Genomic DNA, 19,270 nt, shown 5'->3' on the forward strand with positions numbered 1-19,270 from the left:
TCAGGCCCCCTCTTCCGGCCGGTGGCCATCGGCCACGGGACCATCGGGGAAGATGGAGAAGTTGCGCACCGCGAAGGCGAACACCGCCATGCCCGTGGCCACCAGGCCCAGCGAGACGATGATCTCCATGCCCGAGGGCAGGTAGCGCGTGCCCGAAGCCGCTTCCATGCCCGTGATGCTGACATTCAGGCGGTTCATGACGAAGCCCAGCACCGCCAGGAAAGCCCCGCCCACCAGCCAGTTCGGATTGGTGCGCAGACGACGGAAGGACATCAGGATCACCGGCAGGATCACGCCCAAGGTGAATTCGAGCAGGAACATCTGGCCCTCGTAGCCGAAGTCCCGGATGCTGCCGAAGGCGTGGTTGCGGTTGATGGCCTGAAGCCGCATGAGGCCGTAGATGCCGAGGGCCACGACCATGCCGCGGGCCAGGGGCTCCAGCAGGTCCATCTCCAGATGACGGTGGAAGGCCCGGCCGCTGAGGTAGGACTCCAGGATCACCATGCCGATGCCCGCGCCGATGGCGGAGATGTAGAAGTGGAGGGGCAGCATGGGGGAATACCAGAGCGGATGGAGCTTGCTCGGCACGATGAGGTAGAGCGTTCCCAGCGAGGACTGGTGGAGGGTCGAGAGGATGACGCCGATGATGACGAGCGGAGTGATGAGCCGGTGGATGATCCGCGCCGGGGTATGGAGGCCGAAGCGCTCGAAGACCACGGGGGAGAATTCCACGGCCAGCACGGTGGTGTAGAGCATCACGCACCAGGCCACTTCGAACATGACGGAGTGGGGGTTCCAGTAGACGATGGCGTGCCAGATGCGCCAGGGCTGGCCCAGGTCCAGCAGCAGGGCCACGATCACGAAGGCATAGCCCAGGAAGCCCGTCAGGATGGTCGGCCGTACGATGGGCTCGAAGCGCTTGAGGTTGAAGAGGTGGACCACGGCGGTCAGCGTGAAGGCGCCGGCGGCCAGGCCCACACCGCAGAGCAGGTCGAAGCCGATCCAGAGGCCCCAGGGGAACTGGTCGCTCAGGTGCGTGACGGCGCCGAGCCCCTTGGTGAAGCGGATCACGGTGACGGCGCAGAAGGCCAGGAAGAGCACGACGAAGACGGCCGTCCAGAAACCGGGGCGGAACCGACGGGGAGCGAGCGTGGCGAGGGTGTTCATGACCGGTCCTCCCGACCGTGGTTGTGTCCGTTGCCGTTGGATTCCGCCTTGGCCACATCCACGCGGCGGGCCGTGATCCAGTGGACGCCGTAGAGGAAGACGCCCCATACGCCCACGAAATCGGGAATGTTGGAGAGCACCTGCCAAGTGCGCATGGCCGGGGGATCGGCGGGCAGGTTCGACTTGAGGCCCAGCTTGTCGAAGGGAGCGCTGGAAATCATCATCACCGAGGTGCCGCCGGCCTCGGTGAGTCCGTAGATGTGGTCCACATAGGCGCCCGGCTTCTGCCGGATGCGCGTCCGGGCCTCCCAGATCAGATCCTCCTTCTTGCCGAAGATGGTGGCCTCGGCCGGGCAGGCCTCGGCGCAGGCCGTGGGCTTGCCCTCCTTCAGGCGCCCGGCGCACAGGATGCACTTCCCCACCACGGGCACCGGCCGGTCCCACTGGTACTTCGGGATCTCGAAGGGGCAGGCCATCATGCAGTAACGGCAGCCCATGCAGCGCTCGGCATCGTAGACCACCGGTCCCTCGGGCGTTTTCTTCAGGGCGGCGACGGGGCAGACGGAGGCGCAGGTCGGCACCTCGCAGTGCATGCACATGCGGCGGACATTGAGGCCTTCCCGTTCCTGGACCGTGGTCCAGGTATAGGCCGTCAACACCTCCTCTACCTTGCCCGGTAGCTTGTTCTGCTCCTTGCACGCGGAGCTGCAGGCGCCGCATCCGATGCAGCGCGTAGCGTCGAAGAGAAGGCCCATGCCCATGGGTTCTCCTGTCTTATCAACCTCCTCCGGAGGGATTCCGGAGGGTTTCGACAGGAAGCATCCACCCTCCCAGGAGCATAGTCAACCCCTTGGTAGTAATTAAAAATGACTATCTTGTCGTGTAAAAGATAAAAGCCCCGCGGCTGCGGGGCTTTTATGAGAAATCAAAGATAGTTAAGCCTTCTTGGCCTTAGGGCAGTCGGCCTTCTTGCAGTCGGCGTTTTTATCGCACGCCTTATCCCCCTTACAGGTCGTCTTATCGGCCTTGCAGCACTCCTTGCAGGCCTTGGGGGCGACCGCCTCCTTGGGCTTGTCCTGAGTGAAGGCGGTGACGGCGAAGGCCGCGACCGCGAGCGAAACGAGGAACTTCTTCATGGGTGACTCCTAAGTAGGAAATGCCAGGGTACCTCAGTCCCGGGGCGGGCTTCGATCACATCCCGCCCCTGCGGAGTTCGGGATTGAAAACGCCCCGCATATGCGGGGCGTTTTCACGAACTGCAAAGCGGCTGATTAATACATGTCTTCCATGCCGCCCATGCCGGGGCCCGCGGGAGCCGCGGACTTGGGCTCGGGGATCTCGGTGATGATGGCTTCGGTGGTCAGCATCATGGAGGCCACGGAGGCGGCGTTGCGCAGGGCGGACTTGGTCACCTTGGCGGGATCGACGACGCCGAACTTGACCATGTCGCCGTACTCGTTGGTGGCGGCGTTGTAGCCGTAGTTGTCCTTGCCCTCGCGGACGGCGTTGACGACCACGGAGCCTTCGACGCCGGCGTTGTTGGCGATCTGGCGGAGGGGCTCCTCCAGGGACTTGCGGACGATGTCCACGCCGGTGGCCTGGTCGCCGGTGAGCTTCAGCGCGGCGAGCTTGGTCAGGCTGCGGAGCAGCGCGACGCCGCCGCCAGCCACGATGCCGTCTTCCACGGCGGCCTTGGTGGCGTGCATGGCATCTTCCACGCGGGCCTTCTTCTCCTTCATCTCGGTCTCGGAAGCCGCGCCCACCTTGATCACGGCGACGCCGCCCACGAGCTTGGCCAGACGCTCCTGCAGCTTCTCCTTGTCGTAGTCGCTGGTGGAGACCTCGACCTGGGCGCGGATCTGCTTCACGCGGCCCTGGATGGCCTCGCTGGCACCGGCGCCCTCGACGATGGTGGTGTTCTCCTTGTCGATGACGATCTTCTTGGCGCTGCCGAGGTCAGCCAGCGTGAGGTTCTCGAGCTTGAGGCCCAGGTCCTCGCTGATGGCCTTGCCGCCCGTCAGGATGGCGATGTCTTCCAGCATGGCCTTGCGGCGGTCGCCGAAGCCGGGAGCCTTCACGGCGGCCACATTCAGGGTGCCGCGGATCTTGTTCACCACGAGGGTGGCCAGCGCTTCGCCGTCCACATCCTCGGCGATGATCAGCAGGGGGCGGCGGCTGTTGACGACCTGCTCCAGCAGGGGCAGGAGGTCGCGCATGTTGGAGACCTTCTTCTCGTAGGCGAGAATGTAGGGGTTCTCCAGCTCGACCTTCATCTGGTCGGGGTTGGTCACGAAGTAGGGGCTGAGGTAGCCACGGTCGAACTGCATGCCCTCGACCACGGTCAGCTCGGTGTCGCGGCCCTTGGCCTCTTCCACCGTGATGACGCCGTCCTTGCCGACCTTGGCCATGGCTTCCGCGATGATCTTGCCGATCTCGGCGTCGCCGTTGGCGGAGATGGTGCCGACCTGGGCGATGGCGTTGCCCTCGACGGGCTTCTTGATCTCGTCGATGGCGGCCACGACGGTATCGACGGCGAGGTCGATGCCCTTCTTGATCTCCATGGTGTTGGCGCCGCTCACGACGGCCTTGATGCCCTCGCGGTAGATGGCGCGGGCCAGCACGGTGGCGGTGGTGGTGCCGTCGCCGGCGATGTCGGAAGTCTTGGAGGCGACCTCACGCACCAGCTGGGCGCCCATGTTCTCGTGCTTGTCCTTGAGCTCGATCTCCTTGGCGACGGTGACGCCGTCCTTGGTCATGAGCGGGGAGCCGAACTTCTTCTCGATGAGGACATTGCGGCCCTTGGGGCCGAGGGTGACCTGCACCGCGTCGGCGAGCTTGTTCACGCCGCGCAGGATCGCCTGGCGGGCATCTTCGGCATAGATGATGGACTTGGCCATGTGTATCTCCTTGGTCTCTTGGGTGTCTTAGCCGACGATCGCGAGAATCTCGTCTTCGCGCACGATCACATGATCGACGCCGTCGATCTTCACTTCCGTGCCGCTGTACTTGCCGATCAGCACTTTCTGGCCAGCCGCCACGGACATCGGGTTGCGGGTGCCGTTCTCGTTGATCTTGCCCTCGCCGACGGCCACCACTTCAGCCTCCATGGGCTTCTCCTTGGCGGTGTCGGGGATGATGATGCCGCCCTTGACGGTTTCGGCTGCGTCGACGCGCTTGAGCACCACGCGGTCGGACAGAGGCTTGATGGCCATGGGACCTCCTTGGAAAGAAAGTGAAAAGGAACGAAGGGGGCTGTTAGCACTCACCAACAGCGAGTGCCAAGTCTGGCACTCCCCGAAACCCCGGTCAAGGCTGAAAGATGCGGGGCACGACAAAATCTTAGTTTATTTATATTAGATTTTCTTCTTGTTTGGATTACATCTTGAAATCGGCTTCGGTTTCCGGTTTGAGGTGTAGCCTCGACTACATGGAACACTTGGCGACCCTGCGCGACCTGCAAGCCACCCTGGACTACCTCCGAACCATCGAACGAGACCTATCGGCCCTGCCTCCGGATCTTGCATCGCTGGACGCCCGCCTCAAGGCCATCGAAAAGCAGACCGCCGACAAGACCAAGGCCCTCGAGACCGCCCGGACCTACATCCAGCTGAAATCCAAAGAGCTGATCCAGGCCGAGAAGGACGAAGAGCGCGCCCGCGCCGCGGTCAAGACCACCAGCCAGAAGATCCAGTACACCGCCGCCATCCGCGAGCTGGACGAGAAAGAGCGCATGCGCTCTCAGATCGCCCGGCCCCTGAAGGCCCTCGAGACCGAAGCCAAAGCGCTTGAGCAGGCCCTCGCGGCGCTCGAAGCCGAGCGGGCCACCCTCCAGGTCCAGTTCGACGAACTGCACGGCGTATTCCTCGATGAGCACGCCAACCAGGTGGAAGGACGAAAGAAGCTCAAGGCCCAGCAGGCCGCCCTCGAAGCCAAGCTGGCGCCGCCCGAGGTGGCCCGTTTCCATCGCCTGGCCCACGCCCGCCAGGGCCGCGTGGTCGTCCCCGTCGAGAACGGCGCCTGCTCCGGATGCCATGTCAAGCTCCGTGGCCCCTTCCTCTTCCAGCTGAAGGAAGCCAAGGGAGCCGTGGTCTGCGAGTCCTGTCAGCGGATCCTTTTCCTGCCGTGAGCCTGGCCGAGCGCATCGAGGGGCTGCGGGCCCGCATCCGCCGCGCCTGCGAGGCGGCGGACCGCGACCCGGGCGGCGTCGAGCTGCTGCCGGTCTCCAAGAAGCAGCCCCTGGCCCTGATCCAGGAGGCCGCGGCCCTCGGCTTCGGCCGCTTCGGCGAGAACTATGTGCAAGAAGGCGCCGACAAGGCCGCCGCGGCGCCGGACCTCGCCTTCGTGCTCCTGGGGCCCCTCCAACGGAACAAGGCCAAGCCGGCCCTCCAGCATTTCGCGGAAATCCAGAGCCTCGACCGCCCCGAACTCGCCGAACGCCTGCGCCATCTGGCCGGAGAGCTCGGCGTCGTGCGGCCCGTCTGGATCCAGGTGGACCTCTGGGACGAGGCCACCAAGCTGGGCGGTTGTGCAGAGGCCGATCTGCCCCAGCTGCTCGCGGCCCTGAGCGGCGATCCGCATCTCCCCCTCCGCGGCCTCATGGCCATCCCGCCTCCAGACGACGGGGCCGCCTTCACCCAGCTGGCGGCCCTGCGCGAGCGCCTTCAGCAGGAGCTCGGCCTGCCCTTGCGCCTCAGCATGGGCATGAGCGCCGACCTCGAAGCCGCCGTGACGGCCGGCTCCGATCAGATCCGCATCGGCACCGCGTTCTTCGGTGAGCGCCGGTACTGAGGTGCCGGGCCACCTTCCCGGAGGTAGGCCTCGCGATCTTCGACGCTTCGTGATTGGATGACTCTCTCATCCTCCGGAGCCCAGATGACCACGATCAAGACCGCCACTGCCACCCTTCCGGTCAGCGCCGACGCGCTCTACGGCTTCCTCTCCGACCTGTCCAAGCACCGCACCTTCCTCGAGCCGGCGGCCATGAACTTCCAGGGCGAGGCCGACCGGCACAGCTATGTCATCGAGGTCATGGGCATGAAGATGCCGCAGGAGCTCGTGGCCAAGACCCGCACACCTGGCCAGCTCGTGAGCCTGGTGCCCGGCGCGAAGAAGATGTTCGACCACGAGCTGCGCTTCGAGATCGCGGCGGCTGGGGAAGGCAGCACCCTGCGCTTGGTGGACGAGGCCGACATCCCCATGATGATGGCCATGATGGGTGCCGAAAAGCTGCTGCAGGGCCAGCTGGACTCGGCCCTGGCGCGAATCCAGGAGCTGGCAGGCGAAGGGAAGCTGGTCTAGGGGGTCTGGGAGGTGATCCTTAGCTGTTTCTTTGAAAGGATGTTCTTCCTCACGGCATGACCTGATATCGGGCACCCTGCCCGTCCCTCCCGGAGATCCCATGCGCCCTGCCCTGCTGCTCGCTGTCCTGCCGTCGCTTCTGGCCGCCCAGGAATCCGTCACCACGCTCAAGGACCAGAAGGGCCTGGCGGTGACGATCTACAACGACAACTTGGCCCTGGTGAAGGACCTGCGGGAGGTACGGCTGCCCAGGGGCGAGGCCCGGCTGGCCTTCCAGGAGGTCTCGGCCCAGATCCGACCCGAGACGGCCCTGTTGCGCAACCTCACGGCCCCGAAGGATTTCTGGGTGGCGGAGCAGAACTTCGACTTCGACCTGCTCACCCCTCAGAAGCTGCTGGAAAAATATGTCGGCGAGAAAGTAACGGTGGTGCGCACCGTGCCCAACGACTCCGGCGCGGGGTCGAAGGAGGTGCGAGAGGAGGCCACGGTGCTGGCCACCAACAACGGCACCGTGCTGCAGTTCGCCGACCGCATCGAGACCAGCGTGCCCGGCCGCCTCATCTATCCGAAGGTGCCCGGCAACCTGCGCGCCCGGCCCACCCTCGTCATCACCCTCAACAGCGGCGCAGACCGGGCCCAGCAGCTGGAGCTGAGCTACCTCACGGGCGGCCTCTCCTGGCGTGCCGACTATGTGGCCAACCTCGCTTCCGACGAGAAGACCTTGGATCTCAGCGGCTGGGTGACCCTCACCAACCAGAGCGGGGCCGCCTATCCCAACGCGACCCTCCAGTTGGTGGCGGGGGATGTGAACCGGGCCAAGGAGCGGCCCGACCGGGCCTATGCCGTGGGTGCCATGATGGAGAGGGCCATTGCGCCGGCACCCAAGATGGCCGAGGAAAGCCTCTTCGAATACCACCTCTACACCCTGGACCGCCCCACCACCCTGGCCGTGAACCAGACCAAACAGGTGGCCCTGCTGAGCGCCAGCGGCGTGCCGGTGCGCAAGGAGTACCTGCTCCGGGGCCAGACCTACTACTACTCCGGCAGCTACGGCGACCTGGGCGAGAAGCAGAAGGTGGGCGTCTTCGTCGAGTTCGACAACAAGGAATCCAGCCGCCTGGGCATGCCCCTGCCCAAGGGCATCCTCCGCGTCTACAAGCGCGACAGCGAAGGCCGCGCCCAGTTCGTGGGCGAAGACAATGTGGACCACACGCCCAAGAACGAGCTGGTGCGCCTGAAGCTGGGAGACGCCTTCGATGTGACCGCCAAGCGCAAGCAGACCGACTACAAGAGCCTGGGCCGCCAGGGGAAGTTCGGCAGCGTCCACGAAAGCGCCTTCGAGATCGTGCTGAAGAACGCCAAGAAGGAATCCGTCACCGTGAGCGTGCTGGAGCCCCTGCCGGGCGACTGGGAAATTCTGCAAAGCAGCCACCCCGCCGTCAAAGAAGCTGCCGGAACGGCCCGGTTCAAGGTGACCGTGCCCGCCGAAGGCAGCGCCACCTTGACCTATCGGGTGCGGGTGAAGTGGTAGGAGGGGTCTTCGAACTCCGGGCCTGAAATCCGCCATACTGACCTTCCATGCCCCTTCCCGCCCGCTTTCTCGCCCGCCTGCGACGCCTGCCGCTGCGGTTGCGCGGGCGTTTGGCCGGGGGCACGGAGGGCTTGCATCCCTCCCGGTTCAAGGGCGCCGGCCTCACCTTCGTGGAGAACCGGCCCTATGTGCCCGGCGACGATCCCCGCTTCATCAACTGGCCCCTGACAGCCCGGGCCGGCGAGCCCATCCTCAAGCGGTTCGAAAGCAGCCGCGACCTGGTGCTGTGGCTGGTGGTGGATCCCTCGCCGTCCATGTTCCTGGGCGATCCCGTCTCGCCCCTGCGCTGGGCCCTGGAGCTCTGCGGCGCGGCCTTCGCCACCCTGCAGACCACGGGGGATCGCCTGGGCCTGATCGTTCCCGGGGATGGCCGCACGCCCGCCCTGCGCATCGCACCCAAACGGGGGCGCATCCACGGCCTCCGCATCCTCGAGACCCTGGCGGAACGGGGGCCCTCCCTCCCGACCGAGGCCGCCTGGCGTGAGGCGCTCGGCCACTGGGGCCAGCACGGGAAGGGCCACCGCCTCTGGCTCTTCAGCAACGGAGCGGGGTTGCAGGGCCTGGCTCCGCTGCTCAAGCCCCTCGCCACGCGGCATCGCCTGGTGTGGTTCCAACCCGAGGCGCCCGAAGATCGCCAGGGCATGACCTGGCCCGATCCGGGCTTCTCCCCCACCATCGAACGGCAGCGCTGGGATCTGTTGGAGGATCCCGTGGTGAAGCTGAATGCGTGGCTCCGGGCGGGGGGAGCGTGATGGAGGCCGGAGGTTCCTCCAATGGCCCGTCCATGCCGGGAATTCGCCTGCGAATTCCCGGCACGATCCTGATGCTGGCGAACCTGGCAGCCTCCGCCGCGCCCGCGTGGAAAGCGCCGGCCCAGCTGAACCTGGGCGAACTGCAGGCGCTGGAGCTGCGGGAGGAGGACCCCACCCGGCCCGCCCTGCCGCGCCCCACGGTGGAGGACCGCCTGGGCCCGCTGCGTCTGCGCGCCATGGAACCCCTCCCGGATGGCCGGGGCTGGCGCTTCCAGGTGCAAGCCCTGGAGCCGGGCCCGGCGGTGATTCCCGCGCTGGATCTGGGCAACGGGCAGCGGAGCCCGGAACTGCGCCTGGAGGTGCCCCGCACCATCCCCTACGGCGGGCCCTGGGTGGGGTTCGGCGGCGGCAATGACGATCGCCTGCCGGCCATCCCCTTCCCCTGGGCCTGGGCCTCCCTGCTGCTGCTGCCGCCCCTGGCCCTTCTGGCCTGGGGCATCCGCCATTGGCGTCAAGGCTCCGGCCAGCGCCGCCTCCGCCATGCGGCCCTTGGCTTCCGGCGCCAGTGGCCGCCCGTGAACAAGGACCGGGCGACCCTGGACGCCGCGCATGGCATCGGTCGGGACCTGCTGGCCGCCCGCTTCGGGGAGGCTGCCCGGGCCTGGGGGCCCGCGGAGTTCCAGGCCCGCAACCTCGACCCCTGGGACCAGTGGGCGAAGAGCCTCGATGCGGCCCGCTTCGGCCGCACGGAGCCGCCCTTCCCCGCCTCCGACCCCCTGCTGGCCGCCCTGGACACCCGCGGCGGCGGAAAGGAAGGCGCATGATCGGCCTGCGCCATCCCCTGCTGCTGCTGGTGGCCGTGCCCCTGGTGATCTGGGCCTGGCGCGTGGTCTACCGCTGGGGAATCCCCGCTTCGCGTCCCTCGGGTCGCCTGGCGCGGCTCAGTTCCCACTGGCTGCCTCCGCTGGTGGCTCTGACCCTGGGCTTGGCCGCAGCCGGTCCTGAATGGCGACGCCCCCTGCGAGGCCTCGCTCCCGTGGTGGATTTCGCGGTGGTGCTCGATGGCAGCAGCAGCATGCAGATTCTCGACCGGCCGGACGAGGATCGCTGGCACGCGGCCCGCCGCACCCTCGCCCAGTTCGTCCTGCGGCGTCCCGAGGACCGCTTCGCGCTGGTGCTCTTCAGCGCCCACCCGGTGACCCTCAGCCCCCTCACCTCGGATCACACGCGCCTGCTGCGGATGCTGGCCCGGCTCGACCTCGACAGCCGGGACGACGGCACGGCCATCGGCTCGCCCCTCATGACCGCCGTGCGCCGCCTGGAGGACAGCCCCGCCCGGAGCCGGGTCATCCTGCTCATCACCGACGGCGTCCAGAACCGCGGCCGGGTCACGCCCCAGGAGGCGGCGGAGGAAGCCCACCACAACGGCATCCGCATCCATACGGTGGCCCTGGGCACCGACGGCGAGAGCCTGGTGCCCCTGGAGGGCGGCGGCTTCGCGCGTCTCCGCGTGGAAGTGGACCACGCCACGCTCAAGGAGATCGCCCACCTCACGGGCGGGGAGTCCTTCAGCGCCGAGGATCCGGGCGGACTCGCCCGCAGCCTGGCCGCGGTGGATCAATTGGAGAAGACCCTCCTGCCCGTGGATCCACCCACCGAGGGCCAGCCCCTGGCCCGCTGGTGCCTGCTGGCCGCCGCCCTGCTGATCCTCCCGCTGGCCCTCGACCTCGCCTTCAAGCGGGGTCGCCCGCGGCCCGCCTGGGTGGTGGGACCATGAACCTGCCCTTCACCCACCCGGGCCTCCTGGCGCCCTTCGGCCTCGCGATCCTGCTGGTGCTGGGGCTCGCCCTCCGCGCCCACCTGCAGCCGGGTCTGGGTGTGCAGGTCGTGGGCCAACGACCGCTCTGGCAGGGACTGGGCCTGGCCCTGATCCTGGCCGGCCTGGGCCTCGGCCTGGCGGAGCCCCGCTGGGGCCTGCCGGAGTTCCCGCGGCTCACGGTCCATGTGGTGCTGGATGCCAGCCGATCGATGGCCGTGCCCGATGCGGAGGGGCGGACCCGGTGGGAGGCGGCCGTGACCGCCCTGGATCGCATCTGGTCCCACCCCCAACCCGGTATCCGCTGGGGCCTGGACCTGCTCACGGGCGACGCCATCCCTGTCCAGCCTCCCGGTGAGGATCGGACCCTCCTCCGGGAAGCTCTGCGCGCCGTGGCCCCCGGCGATACCGGATCCCCCGGCACGAGCCTGGGCCGGGGCCTGCCCCAGGTGGCGGCCCAGGCGGACCGGGACACTCCGGCAGTGATCCTGCTGCTCAGCGACGGCGAGGAGACCTGGGAGTCACCGGAGGAAGCCCTGCCCAGGGCCGTCGAGGCTCTCAAAAAGGCCCGGTTGCCCGTCTGCGTGCTCGCCTACGGGGACGGCCAACCCCATGCGGTGCCGCCCCGGACCGGCGCCCAGGCTGCAGTCTCCAGTGCCGAGCCCGCAGTCAGCACCGCCCATCCCGACTTCCTCGCGCACCTCGCCCAGGCCACGGGCGGGCAGGTGTTCAAGGATGGCGAGGCTGCCGCCGCGGGACTTCAGGCCTTGGCCGCGGGGAAGCTACCCCTGCCGGCCCGGCGCTCCCTCCAGCCGGCGCACCCCGAAGCTGGAGCCTGGCTGGCCCTGGTCGGGCTGGCCCTTTGGCTGGCCTTCGCCGGGAAGCCCATGGCCCGCTGGCGCCCCATCTTGCTCCTGGCCCTGGCGCTGGCCGCGCCAGCCCTGCGCGCCCAGAGCCCTCCGGGGCGGCTCTGGGCCCCGGCCAGCGTGAAGGCGTGGTTGGCCCAGCGGGCCATCGAGGGGGGCGATCTGCCCGGAGCCCGGCACTGGCGCCCCTCGGACGCCAAGCCCGCCCATGTCCTCCTGGCCGCCCAGATCGACCTGCGGACCGGCTTCCCCGAGGATGCCCTGAAAGTCCTCTCCCCCTTGGTGGGCCAGGGCTCCCCGCGCCCGGTTCCCGCCTGGCGGGCCCCGGCCCTGCTGCTGGCCGCCCGCGCCCACCTCGATGCCCAGCGGCCCGCCGAAGCCCGCGCCCTACTGGAACGGCTGCTCCTGGAACAACCGGGTCAGCGGGAGGCCATCCACGATCTGCAGACCCTTGTGCGGGACGCCACGCCCCCGCCACCGCCCGATCCCAAGAAACCGCCCCCGCCACCCCCGCCCCGCCCCAGCATGGGCGCCCAGCAGGACGAGCTGGAGGGTCTCAAGCAGCGCCTGCCCAAACCGCCGAAGTCGGCGGGTGGAGTAAGGGACATCTAAAGGGGATCAAAAAAGGCGGCCAGATGGCCGCCTTTTCAAGGTCCAGGCTGAAAACCGTCAGCTACTTGCTACCCAGCCAGGCGGCGAACTCGGTGCCGGTGCGGAAGGCGCCGACCTGGCGGCGGATCTCCTTGCCGTTCGCGTCGAGGATGACCAGGGTCGGGAAGGCGCTCAGCTTGAACTGGTCGGCCAGCTTGGTGCCCTCAGGAAGGGGGGTCCCATCCCGCTTCTGCACCAGGGCCGAGTAGGGTACGACCTTGGCCAGGGCGGCGGCACCCTCGGCGCTGGGGAAGACATTCTTCTGCAGGTGCTGGCAGGGCCCGCACCATTCGGCCCAGAGGTCCATGAAGATGACCTTCTTTTCGGCCTTGGCGCGCTTCAGGGCAGCCTGGTAGTCGTGCTCCCACTTCACGGGTCCCTGGGCCACCAGGGGCGCGGCGATGAGCAGGAGGGCGGCGAGGGACTTCATGCTAGGACTCCGGGAAAGGGGCGGCCAGGCCGCATGGGGTTTGGATGGCGACAACCGGAAATTCGTTCCGACCCATCAGGATACCCAGGCTAATCCTCCAGGATGGCAGTCCGTAATCCCATGCGACCGGCAAGTGCCGAACCCCATCCCCACCAAGGAGGCCGCCCATGCGCGCCATCATGATTCCGCTGGCCCTGGCGGCCAGCCTCAGTCTTCCCCTGGCCGCGCAGAGCGCGCGGTTCATCAAGGTGGACATCGTCTCCAAGACGATGATGCAGCACCACCACAAGCAGAAGGGCGTGGACGGCCCCACGGAAGTCCACATCCGCATGCCCATCAGCCTGGCCAAGGGCGTCCTCGACATGGCCGGCGAAGGCGAGATCAAGGTCAACGGCGAGACCAGGAAGGGCATGAAACCCGAACAGCTCCAGAAGCTGTTGTCCGACGCCAAGGCCGGCGACCTGCTCCTGGAAATCACCACGGATAAGGGCGATCACGTCCGCGTCACCGTCGAGTAACCGGGAGCCCGGTCCGTGCTACTTCAAGCCCCGCTCCGGCGGGGCTTCTTTGTGTAGGCTGGAGCCATGGAATCCCTGACCGAACTCCGCGTGCGCTATGCCGAGACCGATGCCATGGGCATCGTCCACCACGCCACCTATCCGGTGTGGATGGAACTGGGGCGCAGCGACTTCCTGCGCGAGCTCGGCCAGAGCTATGCCGAATGGGAAGCCCGCGGCGTGCGGCTGGTGGTGAACGAGATCCGGGTGCGGTTCCGCGCACCGGCCCGCTACGACGAGCTGGTGCAGGTGCGGACCTTCCTCCGGGAAACCGGGCGTCGCCGCATCGTGTTCGGGTACCGCATCGAGCGGGACGGGGTCCTGCTGGCCGAAGGCGAGAGCACCCACCTGGTGGCGGGCTCCGACAATCGCGCCCGGGTGCTCCCCGAGGATCTGCTGACCCTGGTTCAGCGGCCCTGATCGAGGCAGGTGGACAGCAGGGCCGCCAGGGCCTCCATGACCCGGCGCCGACTGTCGCTGAAGGCATCCGTCTGGAAGCTCTGGAAGCTCACCAGGCCCGCCGGTCGGGGGCCCCAGCCCAGGGGCACGCCGTACCAGGAATGGGGGATGAGCCCTGTGGCCTGCTCCGCGGGTGTGAGCAGGCTGCCGGCGGCCGTGCCTTCCTCCAGGGTGCGGATGTAGACCGACCGACGGTTGGCGAGGACCCGCTCGGAGAGCCCGGCCCGGTCCGACAGGCGCCGGGAGGGGTGCTGCCGGGCCCGCCCCCCCTCGTGATAGAGCACGAAATTCAGCTGATCGCCCTCCCAGTCCGCCAGGGCCACATAGAAGCAGGCCAGCCCGAGGGGCTTGAAGCAGACTTCCAGGAGGGCTTCGCTGAGCTCCAGGGGGGTCCGTCCTGGCCGGAGGCGCTCCAGGGCCCCCAGGAGGAGGTCCCGGTCCTCGTCCAGATGCCGCACCAGTTCCTCGGTGCTGTCCAGCCGCCCCTGGAGGGCCCGGAGTTCGCGCTCCAGCTGGGCCACCCTGCCCTCCCGTTCGGCCAACGCATCGTCCTTGGATTTTCCGCTGAAGAGACTCATCTGGAACCCTGAGGGGCTATGGCGCGACGGCCAATGATGGTTACCTAGAACCATGAAGAAGATGCGTCGGCAGATCTCCCTGTTCAATACCCTGACACGAAGGATCGAGCCCGTGGTGCCCGTGGTGCCCGGCACCGTCTCTTTGTATACCTGCGGGCCCACCGTCTACAACTTCGCCCACATCGGGAACCTGAGGACCTTCCTGTTCCAGGATCTCCTCAAGCGGACCTTCCAGGCCGCAGGTCATGATGTCCGGCACTGCATGAACATCACGGATGTCGAGGACAAGATCATCCGGGATTCCCAGGGCGCCCTGCCCGCCGACGCCTCCAACGAAGCCCGGCATGAGGCCATGAGAGCCCTCACGGATCGCTTCACCGGGATCTTCCTCGAGGACCTGGAGACCCTGCAGGTCCAGAAGGCGGATTTCCTCCCCCGGGCCACGGCCTACATCCCGCAGATGATCGGGCTGGTGCAGGCCCTTGAAGCCAAGGGCCTGGCCTACCCCAGGGAAGGCAGCGTCTACTACCGCATCGCCGGACTGCCCCAGTACGGCTGCCTGGCCCACCTGGATCGCGAGGGCATGCAGGCGGGCGCCTCCGTGGACGCCGACGAATACGAGCGCGACTCCGTCACCGACTTCGTTTTGTGGAAAGCGGCCAAGCCCGGCGAACCCTGGTGGGACAGCCCCTGGGGTCCCGGGCGGCCCGGGTGGCACATCGAGTGCTCGGCCATGGGCCTGGAGCTGCTGGGCGAGCGCGTGGACATCCACAGCGGGGGCGTCGACCTCATCTTCCCCCACCACGAGAACGAGATCGCCCAGAGCGAAGGCTGCCTTGGGCACCGCTGGGTCAACCACTGGGTTCACGGCGAGTTCCTCATGGTCGAGGGCCAGAAGATGGCCAAGAGCCTGGGGAACTTCTTCACGCTGCGCGACCTCGTGGCCAAGGGGGTGGATCCCATCGCCCTGCGCTACGCCATCCAGAGCAACCACTACCGCAAGGTGCTGAACTTCAGCTTCGAGGGCCTGCGGGCCGCGGAGAATTCCCTCAAGCGCATCCGGGCCTTCCGCAAGCGGATGGAGGGCGAAGGCCAGCCCGGGGGCGGACCCTGGGCCGAAGCCATCGAGCCTGCCATCCGCCTGAATCAGGCCCGCGAGCAGTTCTGGGCGGCCATGGCCGATGACCTCAACACCCCCGAGGCCCTGGCGGCCATCTTCACCCTCATCAGCGACCTCAATGCCCACGATGACCATGCGGCCCTCAGCCGGGAGGAGCGCGACGCTGTGCTGGCCTTCCTGGACGAGACCGATACCATCTTCGCCGCCTGGCCCCACGAGGAGGCCAGCCTGGATGCCGAGGTCGAGGCCCTCATCGAAGCCCGCCGGGCCGCCAAGGCCGCGAAGAACTGGCCCGAAGCCGACCGAGTCCGTGATCAGCTCAAGGCCCTGGGCATCGTCCTCGAGGACCGCAAGGACGGCACGGTGGGCTGGCGCCGAGGTTGAAGGCCGGCTTCACGCCAATGAAACGGCCCCGGGATCGGGGCCGTTTCGCGCTGGGACTTCCGCCCCTCTACCGGCTGAGGCGCCGGAGGGCGATGGTGATGAACTCCGGAGGGCCGGGCAACAGACCCGTATCCGCCACGGCATTCTGCCCTTCCTGGGTGAGCAGGAAGTGGATGATCTCGTTGGTGACGGGCGGCAGAGGCTTGCCGGGTTCCCGATTCAGGTAGGCGTAATAGAGGCGGGGCATGGGGTACCGGCTCGTGGTCACATTCTCCTGGGTCGGGAGCCGGGCATCCTCTCCGCGATAGGGCACCACGGGCAGCACCTTGTTGGCGAAATACCAGGACGCCATGGTGGCGATGGCAATGCCGCTCTGATCAGTCATCACGGCCTCGGCCAGCGAGGAGGCATCGTTGCGGTCCAGGATTCCAGGGCGGAACTCACCGTTGAGCAGGACCTTCTCCGCGATCGAGACCCGGGTGGCCGTCCCCGCTTCCCGGGTATAGGCATGGATGGGCAGCTTGGCCCACTCGCCCTTGAGCCCCAGATCCCCCCACACCACCGCAGGGGCCTTGGCGCCCCCCTGCCGGTTCGCGGAGTAGATGGCATCCAGCTGCTCCATGCTGATGGAGGTGATCGGGTTGTTCTTGTTCACGAACACGATGTTGGAATCCAGACAGATCGGGATGCGCATGGGCATGTAGCCGAACTTCGTCTGGAAGGCCTTGGTCTCATCCGGGGTGAACTCCCGGGCCGTGATGATCAGCAGGGAGGTTCCCGCGGCGAATTCCTTCGCCGCATCCTTGGTGAGCTTGGGGCGGAAGATCAGGTTGGATTCGGGATGGAACTTCTTGAAGCTGGCGGCCCACTCTTCTCCAAGGTCGGCAAGCGCATCCGTGCCAATGAGATCAACGGGACCCTTCACCGCGGCCGCCGGCTGGTAGCGGGGGATGGAGGTGGGCACCTTCGCCCGGGTCTGGGCCGACTGGGCCTGCAAGAATCCGAAGCAGGACATCCCGGCCGCTAGGATCAGGTTCGATGCCAGGTGGATGCGGTTCGTTCCCATAGGGATCCCTCGATCAGGTGTTGAGAATGGTCGGAGCCTGCACGCTTTCCGTTCCTCTGAACTTGCGATGGAGCAGGTGGAAGAGAAGGGTGCAACATAAATGCCCTATAGGTCATAATATCTATCCACCCCCAGGCCGCCTGCCCCCACCGCTGAAAGGTGACCTGGATCACTTGGACCTCTGAAAAGACCAATCCACCTTCATCTCCGCTGTCCCGAAAAGTGATCCCCCCGACGAGGGAATCCCCTTTCCGAATGGCGCTCGCATCCAACGGCCCCAAGGGATCTGCCATGACGCGCACCCACCTCCTCGCCACCCTCCTCCTCGGATGCCTCTGGGCCTCGACCACGCTGGCCCAGGAGGCCAAGACGCACAAGCTCACGCCCCTCCATACCAAGGCGGGCGTCCATTGCTTCGACTGCCACAAAGAGGAGAAGCCCACCAAGAAGGCTGTGGCTTCGGAGTCCTGCATGGCCTGCCACGGGGACTATCCGGCCATGAAAGCCCTGACGAAGGACGCCAAGCCCAACCCCCACGATTCCCACGAGGGCGAGATCGCCTGCACCGAGTGCCACCGGCAGCATGTGCCCCCCGTGGTGAAATGCCTCGAATGCCACCAGGGCAAGTTCAAGTTCAATATGAAGTAGGACTGTTTAGTCCCGGCGCGACCTGGGGCTGAGCACGATAGCCGCGGCCACCTGGTCCGGCGGCAGTTCCTCCAGGCATTGCCGTCGCTGGCAGGCCCGCTCGCGGCAGGGCGAGCAGCTGATGCCCGTGCGGAGGATCTGCCCTGCGCCTGCCGGCAACCCAGCCACCACCGGGTCGCTGGAGCCGTAGAGGCCCAGGGCCGGAACACCGAGCACCACCGCCAGGTGCAGAAGCCCGGTGTCCGGCGCCACCACCTGGTCCGCCTGGCGCAACGCCGACGCCAGTTGCCAGAACCCCAGGCGCGGCAGGGCGGCCACGCCCGTGGCCCCCGGCAACCAGCCGCGCAGCTCCTCCTCCTCGGGCCCCAGCGACCAGCGCAGGTCGCAGCGGTCCTTCAGCAGGTGGGCCAGGGTGATCCAGTGATGCAGGGGCCAGCGCTTGATGGCCCCCCGGCGGGAGGCGCCGGGCACCAACACCAGGCGGGGTTTTGAAGCCTGCGTCCAGATGGCTCCGGGGTCCGGCAGCTCCACCCGCTCCAGGACCGGCCGGAAGCGCCCAAGGCCCGGGATGCCCCGGCTCCGGCCGAAGGCCTCCGCCAATCCCAGCGCCTGGTCGTACCGGGTCTGGTGCCGGAAAGCCAACGGCTGGGTCTGGAGGGAGCCCGCGAATTCCTTGGTCACCCCATCGCCCCAGCGCTCAGGCACAGCGGCCAGCCTCGGGATCAGCGCCGCCTTGAGGATGCCGTGGAAATCCAGGCTGGCCCCGGCGTCTTCGATGAGACCCGCCACCCGCTTCAGTTCCGCCAGGGCCACCAACGGGTTCGACAGCCGCTTCCGCCGCACCAGCACAGGCTCCAGCCAGGGCAGGGGCTCCAGGAGGAAAGCATGGCGATCCTCCACCACGGCCCTGAACCGGCCCTCTGGGAAGGCTTCGCGCAGGTTCGCCCAGGCGGGCAGGACGCGGAGGATGTCGCCGAGGGCGGAGAGGCGGAGCAGAACCAGATCCATCCCTCCATCCTATTTCGTTACGCTGGAGGCATGAGCATGAAGCAGGAGCGAAGCGCCACTTTGGCGGAGCCCGCAGGACCTGGTACAGGAGGTGCCGCGCCCTTCGCCAAGGATCAATCCAAGAATCCCCCGCCCACGAATTGGCTGGATCGCCTGTTGCGCCGGTTCTCCCGCATCGCCTATGGGCTCGCGGTCCTGCTGATGTACACCCTGGCGTCCACCGCGCTGGGCCTGGCCCTGGCCCCGGCCCTGTGGATCTGGCCCTTCTTCCACCGCTGGTCGGCGGGGCTCCCGGGGCCCCTGCCCTGGATCCTGTCCGGGTTCGCTCTGGCCCTCTGCTTCTTCTTGTTCGGCCTCGCCCTGCTGGTGGTGATCCCCTTCTACAACTGGGCGCTGCCCACCCGGGTGAAACCCTTCAAGGGTGGCTACTACACCCTGCACGCCCTGCCCTGGTTCCTCCACAACGGGCTCTTCTACCTCGTGCGGTTCACCTTCCTGCCCTTTGTCACCCTCACGCCCTTCGGCGTCTGGTTCCTCAAGGCCATGGGCATGAAGATCGGCCGCCATGCCTTCATCAACACCGAATACATCAGCGATCCCCAGCTCATCACCGTGGGCGATGACGCGGCCCTCGGCGGCAGCGTGCGCATCTTCGCCCACTATGGGGGCGGCGGAAATCTCGTCATCGCCCCCGTGGTGGTGGGCCACCGGGCCACCCTGGGCCTGGCCTGTTGCGTCATGGGGGATGTGATCATCGGAGACGACGCCACGATCCTTCCGGAGAGCGTGGTGCTGCCGGGCAGCCGGGTCGGGGCCGGGGAGACCTGGGGCGGCGTCCCCGCGCGAAGGATCGACCGCGAGGAGATGGACCGCATCAAG

Annotated in this window: 21 protein-coding genes and 1 pseudogene; 13 read left to right on the top strand and 9 right to left on the bottom strand. The window is 67.4% G+C overall.

All coding sequences use genetic code 11. The annotated features are described in order from the left end of the window. The 5 genes from nrfD to QZ647_RS09715 form a co-directional block, all read right to left on the bottom strand. Window positions 1-1,167 (bottom strand): NrfD/PsrC family molybdoenzyme membrane anchor subunit, encoded by a 1,167-nt coding sequence (nrfD, locus tag QZ647_RS09695; RefSeq protein ID WP_291271976.1) that lies wholly within the window; start codon window positions 1,165-1,167, stop codon window positions 1-3. Then, on the bottom strand, window positions 1,164-1,928 hold the full coding sequence (locus QZ647_RS09700; protein WP_291271977.1) for a 4Fe-4S dicluster domain-containing protein: 765 nt from the start codon (window positions 1,926-1,928) through the stop codon (window positions 1,164-1,166). The genes nrfD and QZ647_RS09700 overlap by 4 nt, the downstream gene beginning before the upstream one ends. 174 nt (window positions 1,929-2,102) lie before the next feature. Next, entirely contained in the window at window positions 2,103-2,303 is a 201-nt protein-coding gene (locus QZ647_RS09705) for a hypothetical protein (protein ID WP_291271978.1), read from the bottom strand. Between the two features lie 135 nt (window positions 2,304-2,438). Then, on the bottom strand, window positions 2,439-4,064 hold the full coding sequence (gene groL / locus QZ647_RS09710) for a chaperonin GroEL (RefSeq protein WP_291271979.1): 1,626 nt from the start codon (window positions 4,062-4,064) through the stop codon (window positions 2,439-2,441). Window positions 4,065-4,091: 27 nt separating this feature from the next. Then, window positions 4,092-4,379: a co-chaperone GroES gene (locus tag QZ647_RS09715; protein WP_286355509.1), complete on the bottom strand. Its 288-nt coding sequence runs from the start codon at window positions 4,377-4,379 to the stop codon at window positions 4,092-4,094. A gap of 215 nt (window positions 4,380-4,594) precedes the next feature. On the opposite strand from QZ647_RS09715, the gene QZ647_RS09720 reads away from it, so the two are divergent. The 8 genes from QZ647_RS09720 to QZ647_RS09755 all read left to right on the top strand — a co-directional run bounded on the left by QZ647_RS09720 (window position 4,595) and on the right by QZ647_RS09755 (window position 12,102). Beyond that, on the top strand, window positions 4,595-5,293 hold the full coding sequence (locus QZ647_RS09720; RefSeq protein ID WP_291271980.1) for a hypothetical protein: 699 nt from the start codon (window positions 4,595-4,597) through the stop codon (window positions 5,291-5,293). Then, a complete protein-coding gene (locus QZ647_RS09725; protein ID WP_291271981.1) occupies window positions 5,290-5,955 on the top strand; it encodes a YggS family pyridoxal phosphate-dependent enzyme in 666 nt (221 codons plus the stop codon). Before QZ647_RS09720 ends, QZ647_RS09725 begins: the two co-directional genes overlap by 4 nt. An 84-nt stretch (window positions 5,956-6,039) precedes the next feature. Then, window positions 6,040-6,465, top strand: a complete 426-nt coding sequence (locus QZ647_RS09730; protein ID WP_291271982.1) for a hypothetical protein — start codon at window positions 6,040-6,042, stop codon at window positions 6,463-6,465. A gap of 100 nt (window positions 6,466-6,565) precedes the next feature. Continuing rightward, on the top strand, window positions 6,566-7,996 hold the full coding sequence (locus QZ647_RS09735) for a DUF4139 domain-containing protein (RefSeq protein ID WP_291271983.1): 1,431 nt from the start codon (window positions 6,566-6,568) through the stop codon (window positions 7,994-7,996). A gap of 47 nt (window positions 7,997-8,043) precedes the next feature. Continuing rightward, window positions 8,044-8,808, top strand: a complete 765-nt coding sequence (locus QZ647_RS09740) for a DUF58 domain-containing protein (protein ID WP_291271984.1) — start codon at window positions 8,044-8,046, stop codon at window positions 8,806-8,808. Window positions 8,809-8,840: 32 nt separating this feature from the next. After that, window positions 8,841-9,632 (top strand): hypothetical protein, encoded by a 792-nt coding sequence (locus QZ647_RS09745; protein ID WP_291271985.1) that lies wholly within the window; start codon window positions 8,841-8,843, stop codon window positions 9,630-9,632. Next, window positions 9,629-10,585: a VWA domain-containing protein gene (locus QZ647_RS09750; RefSeq protein ID WP_291271986.1), complete on the top strand. Its 957-nt coding sequence runs from the start codon at window positions 9,629-9,631 to the stop codon at window positions 10,583-10,585. Before QZ647_RS09745 ends, QZ647_RS09750 begins: the two co-directional genes overlap by 4 nt. Further along, window positions 10,582-12,102 carry a vWA domain-containing protein gene (locus tag QZ647_RS09755; RefSeq protein ID WP_291271987.1) on the top strand — a complete coding sequence of 507 codons (1,521 nt, stop codon included), beginning with the start codon at window positions 10,582-10,584 and terminating at the stop codon, window positions 12,100-12,102. Before QZ647_RS09750 ends, QZ647_RS09755 begins: the two co-directional genes overlap by 4 nt. Before the next feature lie 61 nt (window positions 12,103-12,163). Here QZ647_RS09755 and QZ647_RS09760 read toward each other — a convergent pair whose 3' ends face one another. Next, window positions 12,164-12,571 carry a thioredoxin fold domain-containing protein gene (locus QZ647_RS09760; RefSeq protein WP_286355500.1) on the bottom strand — a complete coding sequence of 136 codons (408 nt, stop codon included), beginning with the start codon at window positions 12,569-12,571 and terminating at the stop codon, window positions 12,164-12,166. A gap of 167 nt (window positions 12,572-12,738) precedes the next feature. On the opposite strand from QZ647_RS09760, the gene QZ647_RS09765 reads away from it, so the two are divergent. Next, complete coding sequence (locus QZ647_RS09765; RefSeq protein ID WP_286355499.1) at window positions 12,739-13,089, top strand: hypothetical protein; 351 nt, start codon at window positions 12,739-12,741, stop codon at window positions 13,087-13,089. 66 nt (window positions 13,090-13,155) lie between these two features. Then, window positions 13,156-13,548, top strand: a complete 393-nt coding sequence (locus tag QZ647_RS09770; protein ID WP_291271988.1) for a thioesterase family protein — start codon at window positions 13,156-13,158, stop codon at window positions 13,546-13,548. Here QZ647_RS09770 and QZ647_RS09775 read toward each other — a convergent pair. After that, a complete protein-coding gene (locus QZ647_RS09775) occupies window positions 13,536-14,165 on the bottom strand; it encodes a GAF domain-containing protein (protein ID WP_291271989.1) in 630 nt (209 codons plus the stop codon). The two genes, QZ647_RS09770 and QZ647_RS09775, sit on opposite strands and share 13 nt — an antisense overlap. Window positions 14,166-14,217: 52 nt before the next feature. Here QZ647_RS09775 and cysS point away from each other — a divergent pair, with 52 nt between their 5' ends. Beyond that, on the top strand, window positions 14,218-15,669 hold the full coding sequence (gene cysS / locus QZ647_RS09780; RefSeq protein ID WP_291271990.1) for a cysteine--tRNA ligase: 1,452 nt from the start codon (window positions 14,218-14,220) through the stop codon (window positions 15,667-15,669). A gap of 67 nt (window positions 15,670-15,736) precedes the next feature. On the opposite strand, the gene QZ647_RS09785 is transcribed toward cysS, so the two are convergent. After that, on the bottom strand, window positions 15,737-16,735 hold the full coding sequence (locus tag QZ647_RS09785) for a substrate-binding domain-containing protein (RefSeq protein ID WP_291271991.1): 999 nt from the start codon (window positions 16,733-16,735) through the stop codon (window positions 15,737-15,739). Window positions 16,736-17,026: 291 nt separating this feature from the next. Here QZ647_RS09785 and QZ647_RS09790 point away from each other — a divergent pair, with 291 nt between their 5' ends. Further along, the gene (locus QZ647_RS09790) at window positions 17,027-17,383 is read left to right on the top strand and encodes a cytochrome c3 family protein (protein WP_291271992.1); all 357 of its coding nucleotides are present in this window, start codon (window positions 17,027-17,029) and stop codon (window positions 17,381-17,383) included. Window positions 17,384-17,389: 6 nt separating this feature from the next. Here the strand turns inward: QZ647_RS09790 and QZ647_RS09795 are convergent, their stop codons facing one another. Next, on the bottom strand, window positions 17,390-18,391 hold the full coding sequence (locus QZ647_RS09795; RefSeq protein WP_291271993.1) for a glycosyltransferase family 9 protein: 1,002 nt from the start codon (window positions 18,389-18,391) through the stop codon (window positions 17,390-17,392). Window positions 18,392-18,427: 36 nt separating this feature from the next. On the opposite strand from QZ647_RS09795, the pseudogene QZ647_RS09800 reads away from it, so the two are divergent. Further along, window positions 18,428-19,270, top strand: a pseudogene (locus tag QZ647_RS09800) (hypothetical protein); the annotation flags it as partial.

It is taken from the genome of Geothrix sp. (assembly GCF_020622065.1).
Classification (GTDB): domain Bacteria; phylum Acidobacteriota; class Holophagae; order Holophagales; family Holophagaceae; genus Geothrix.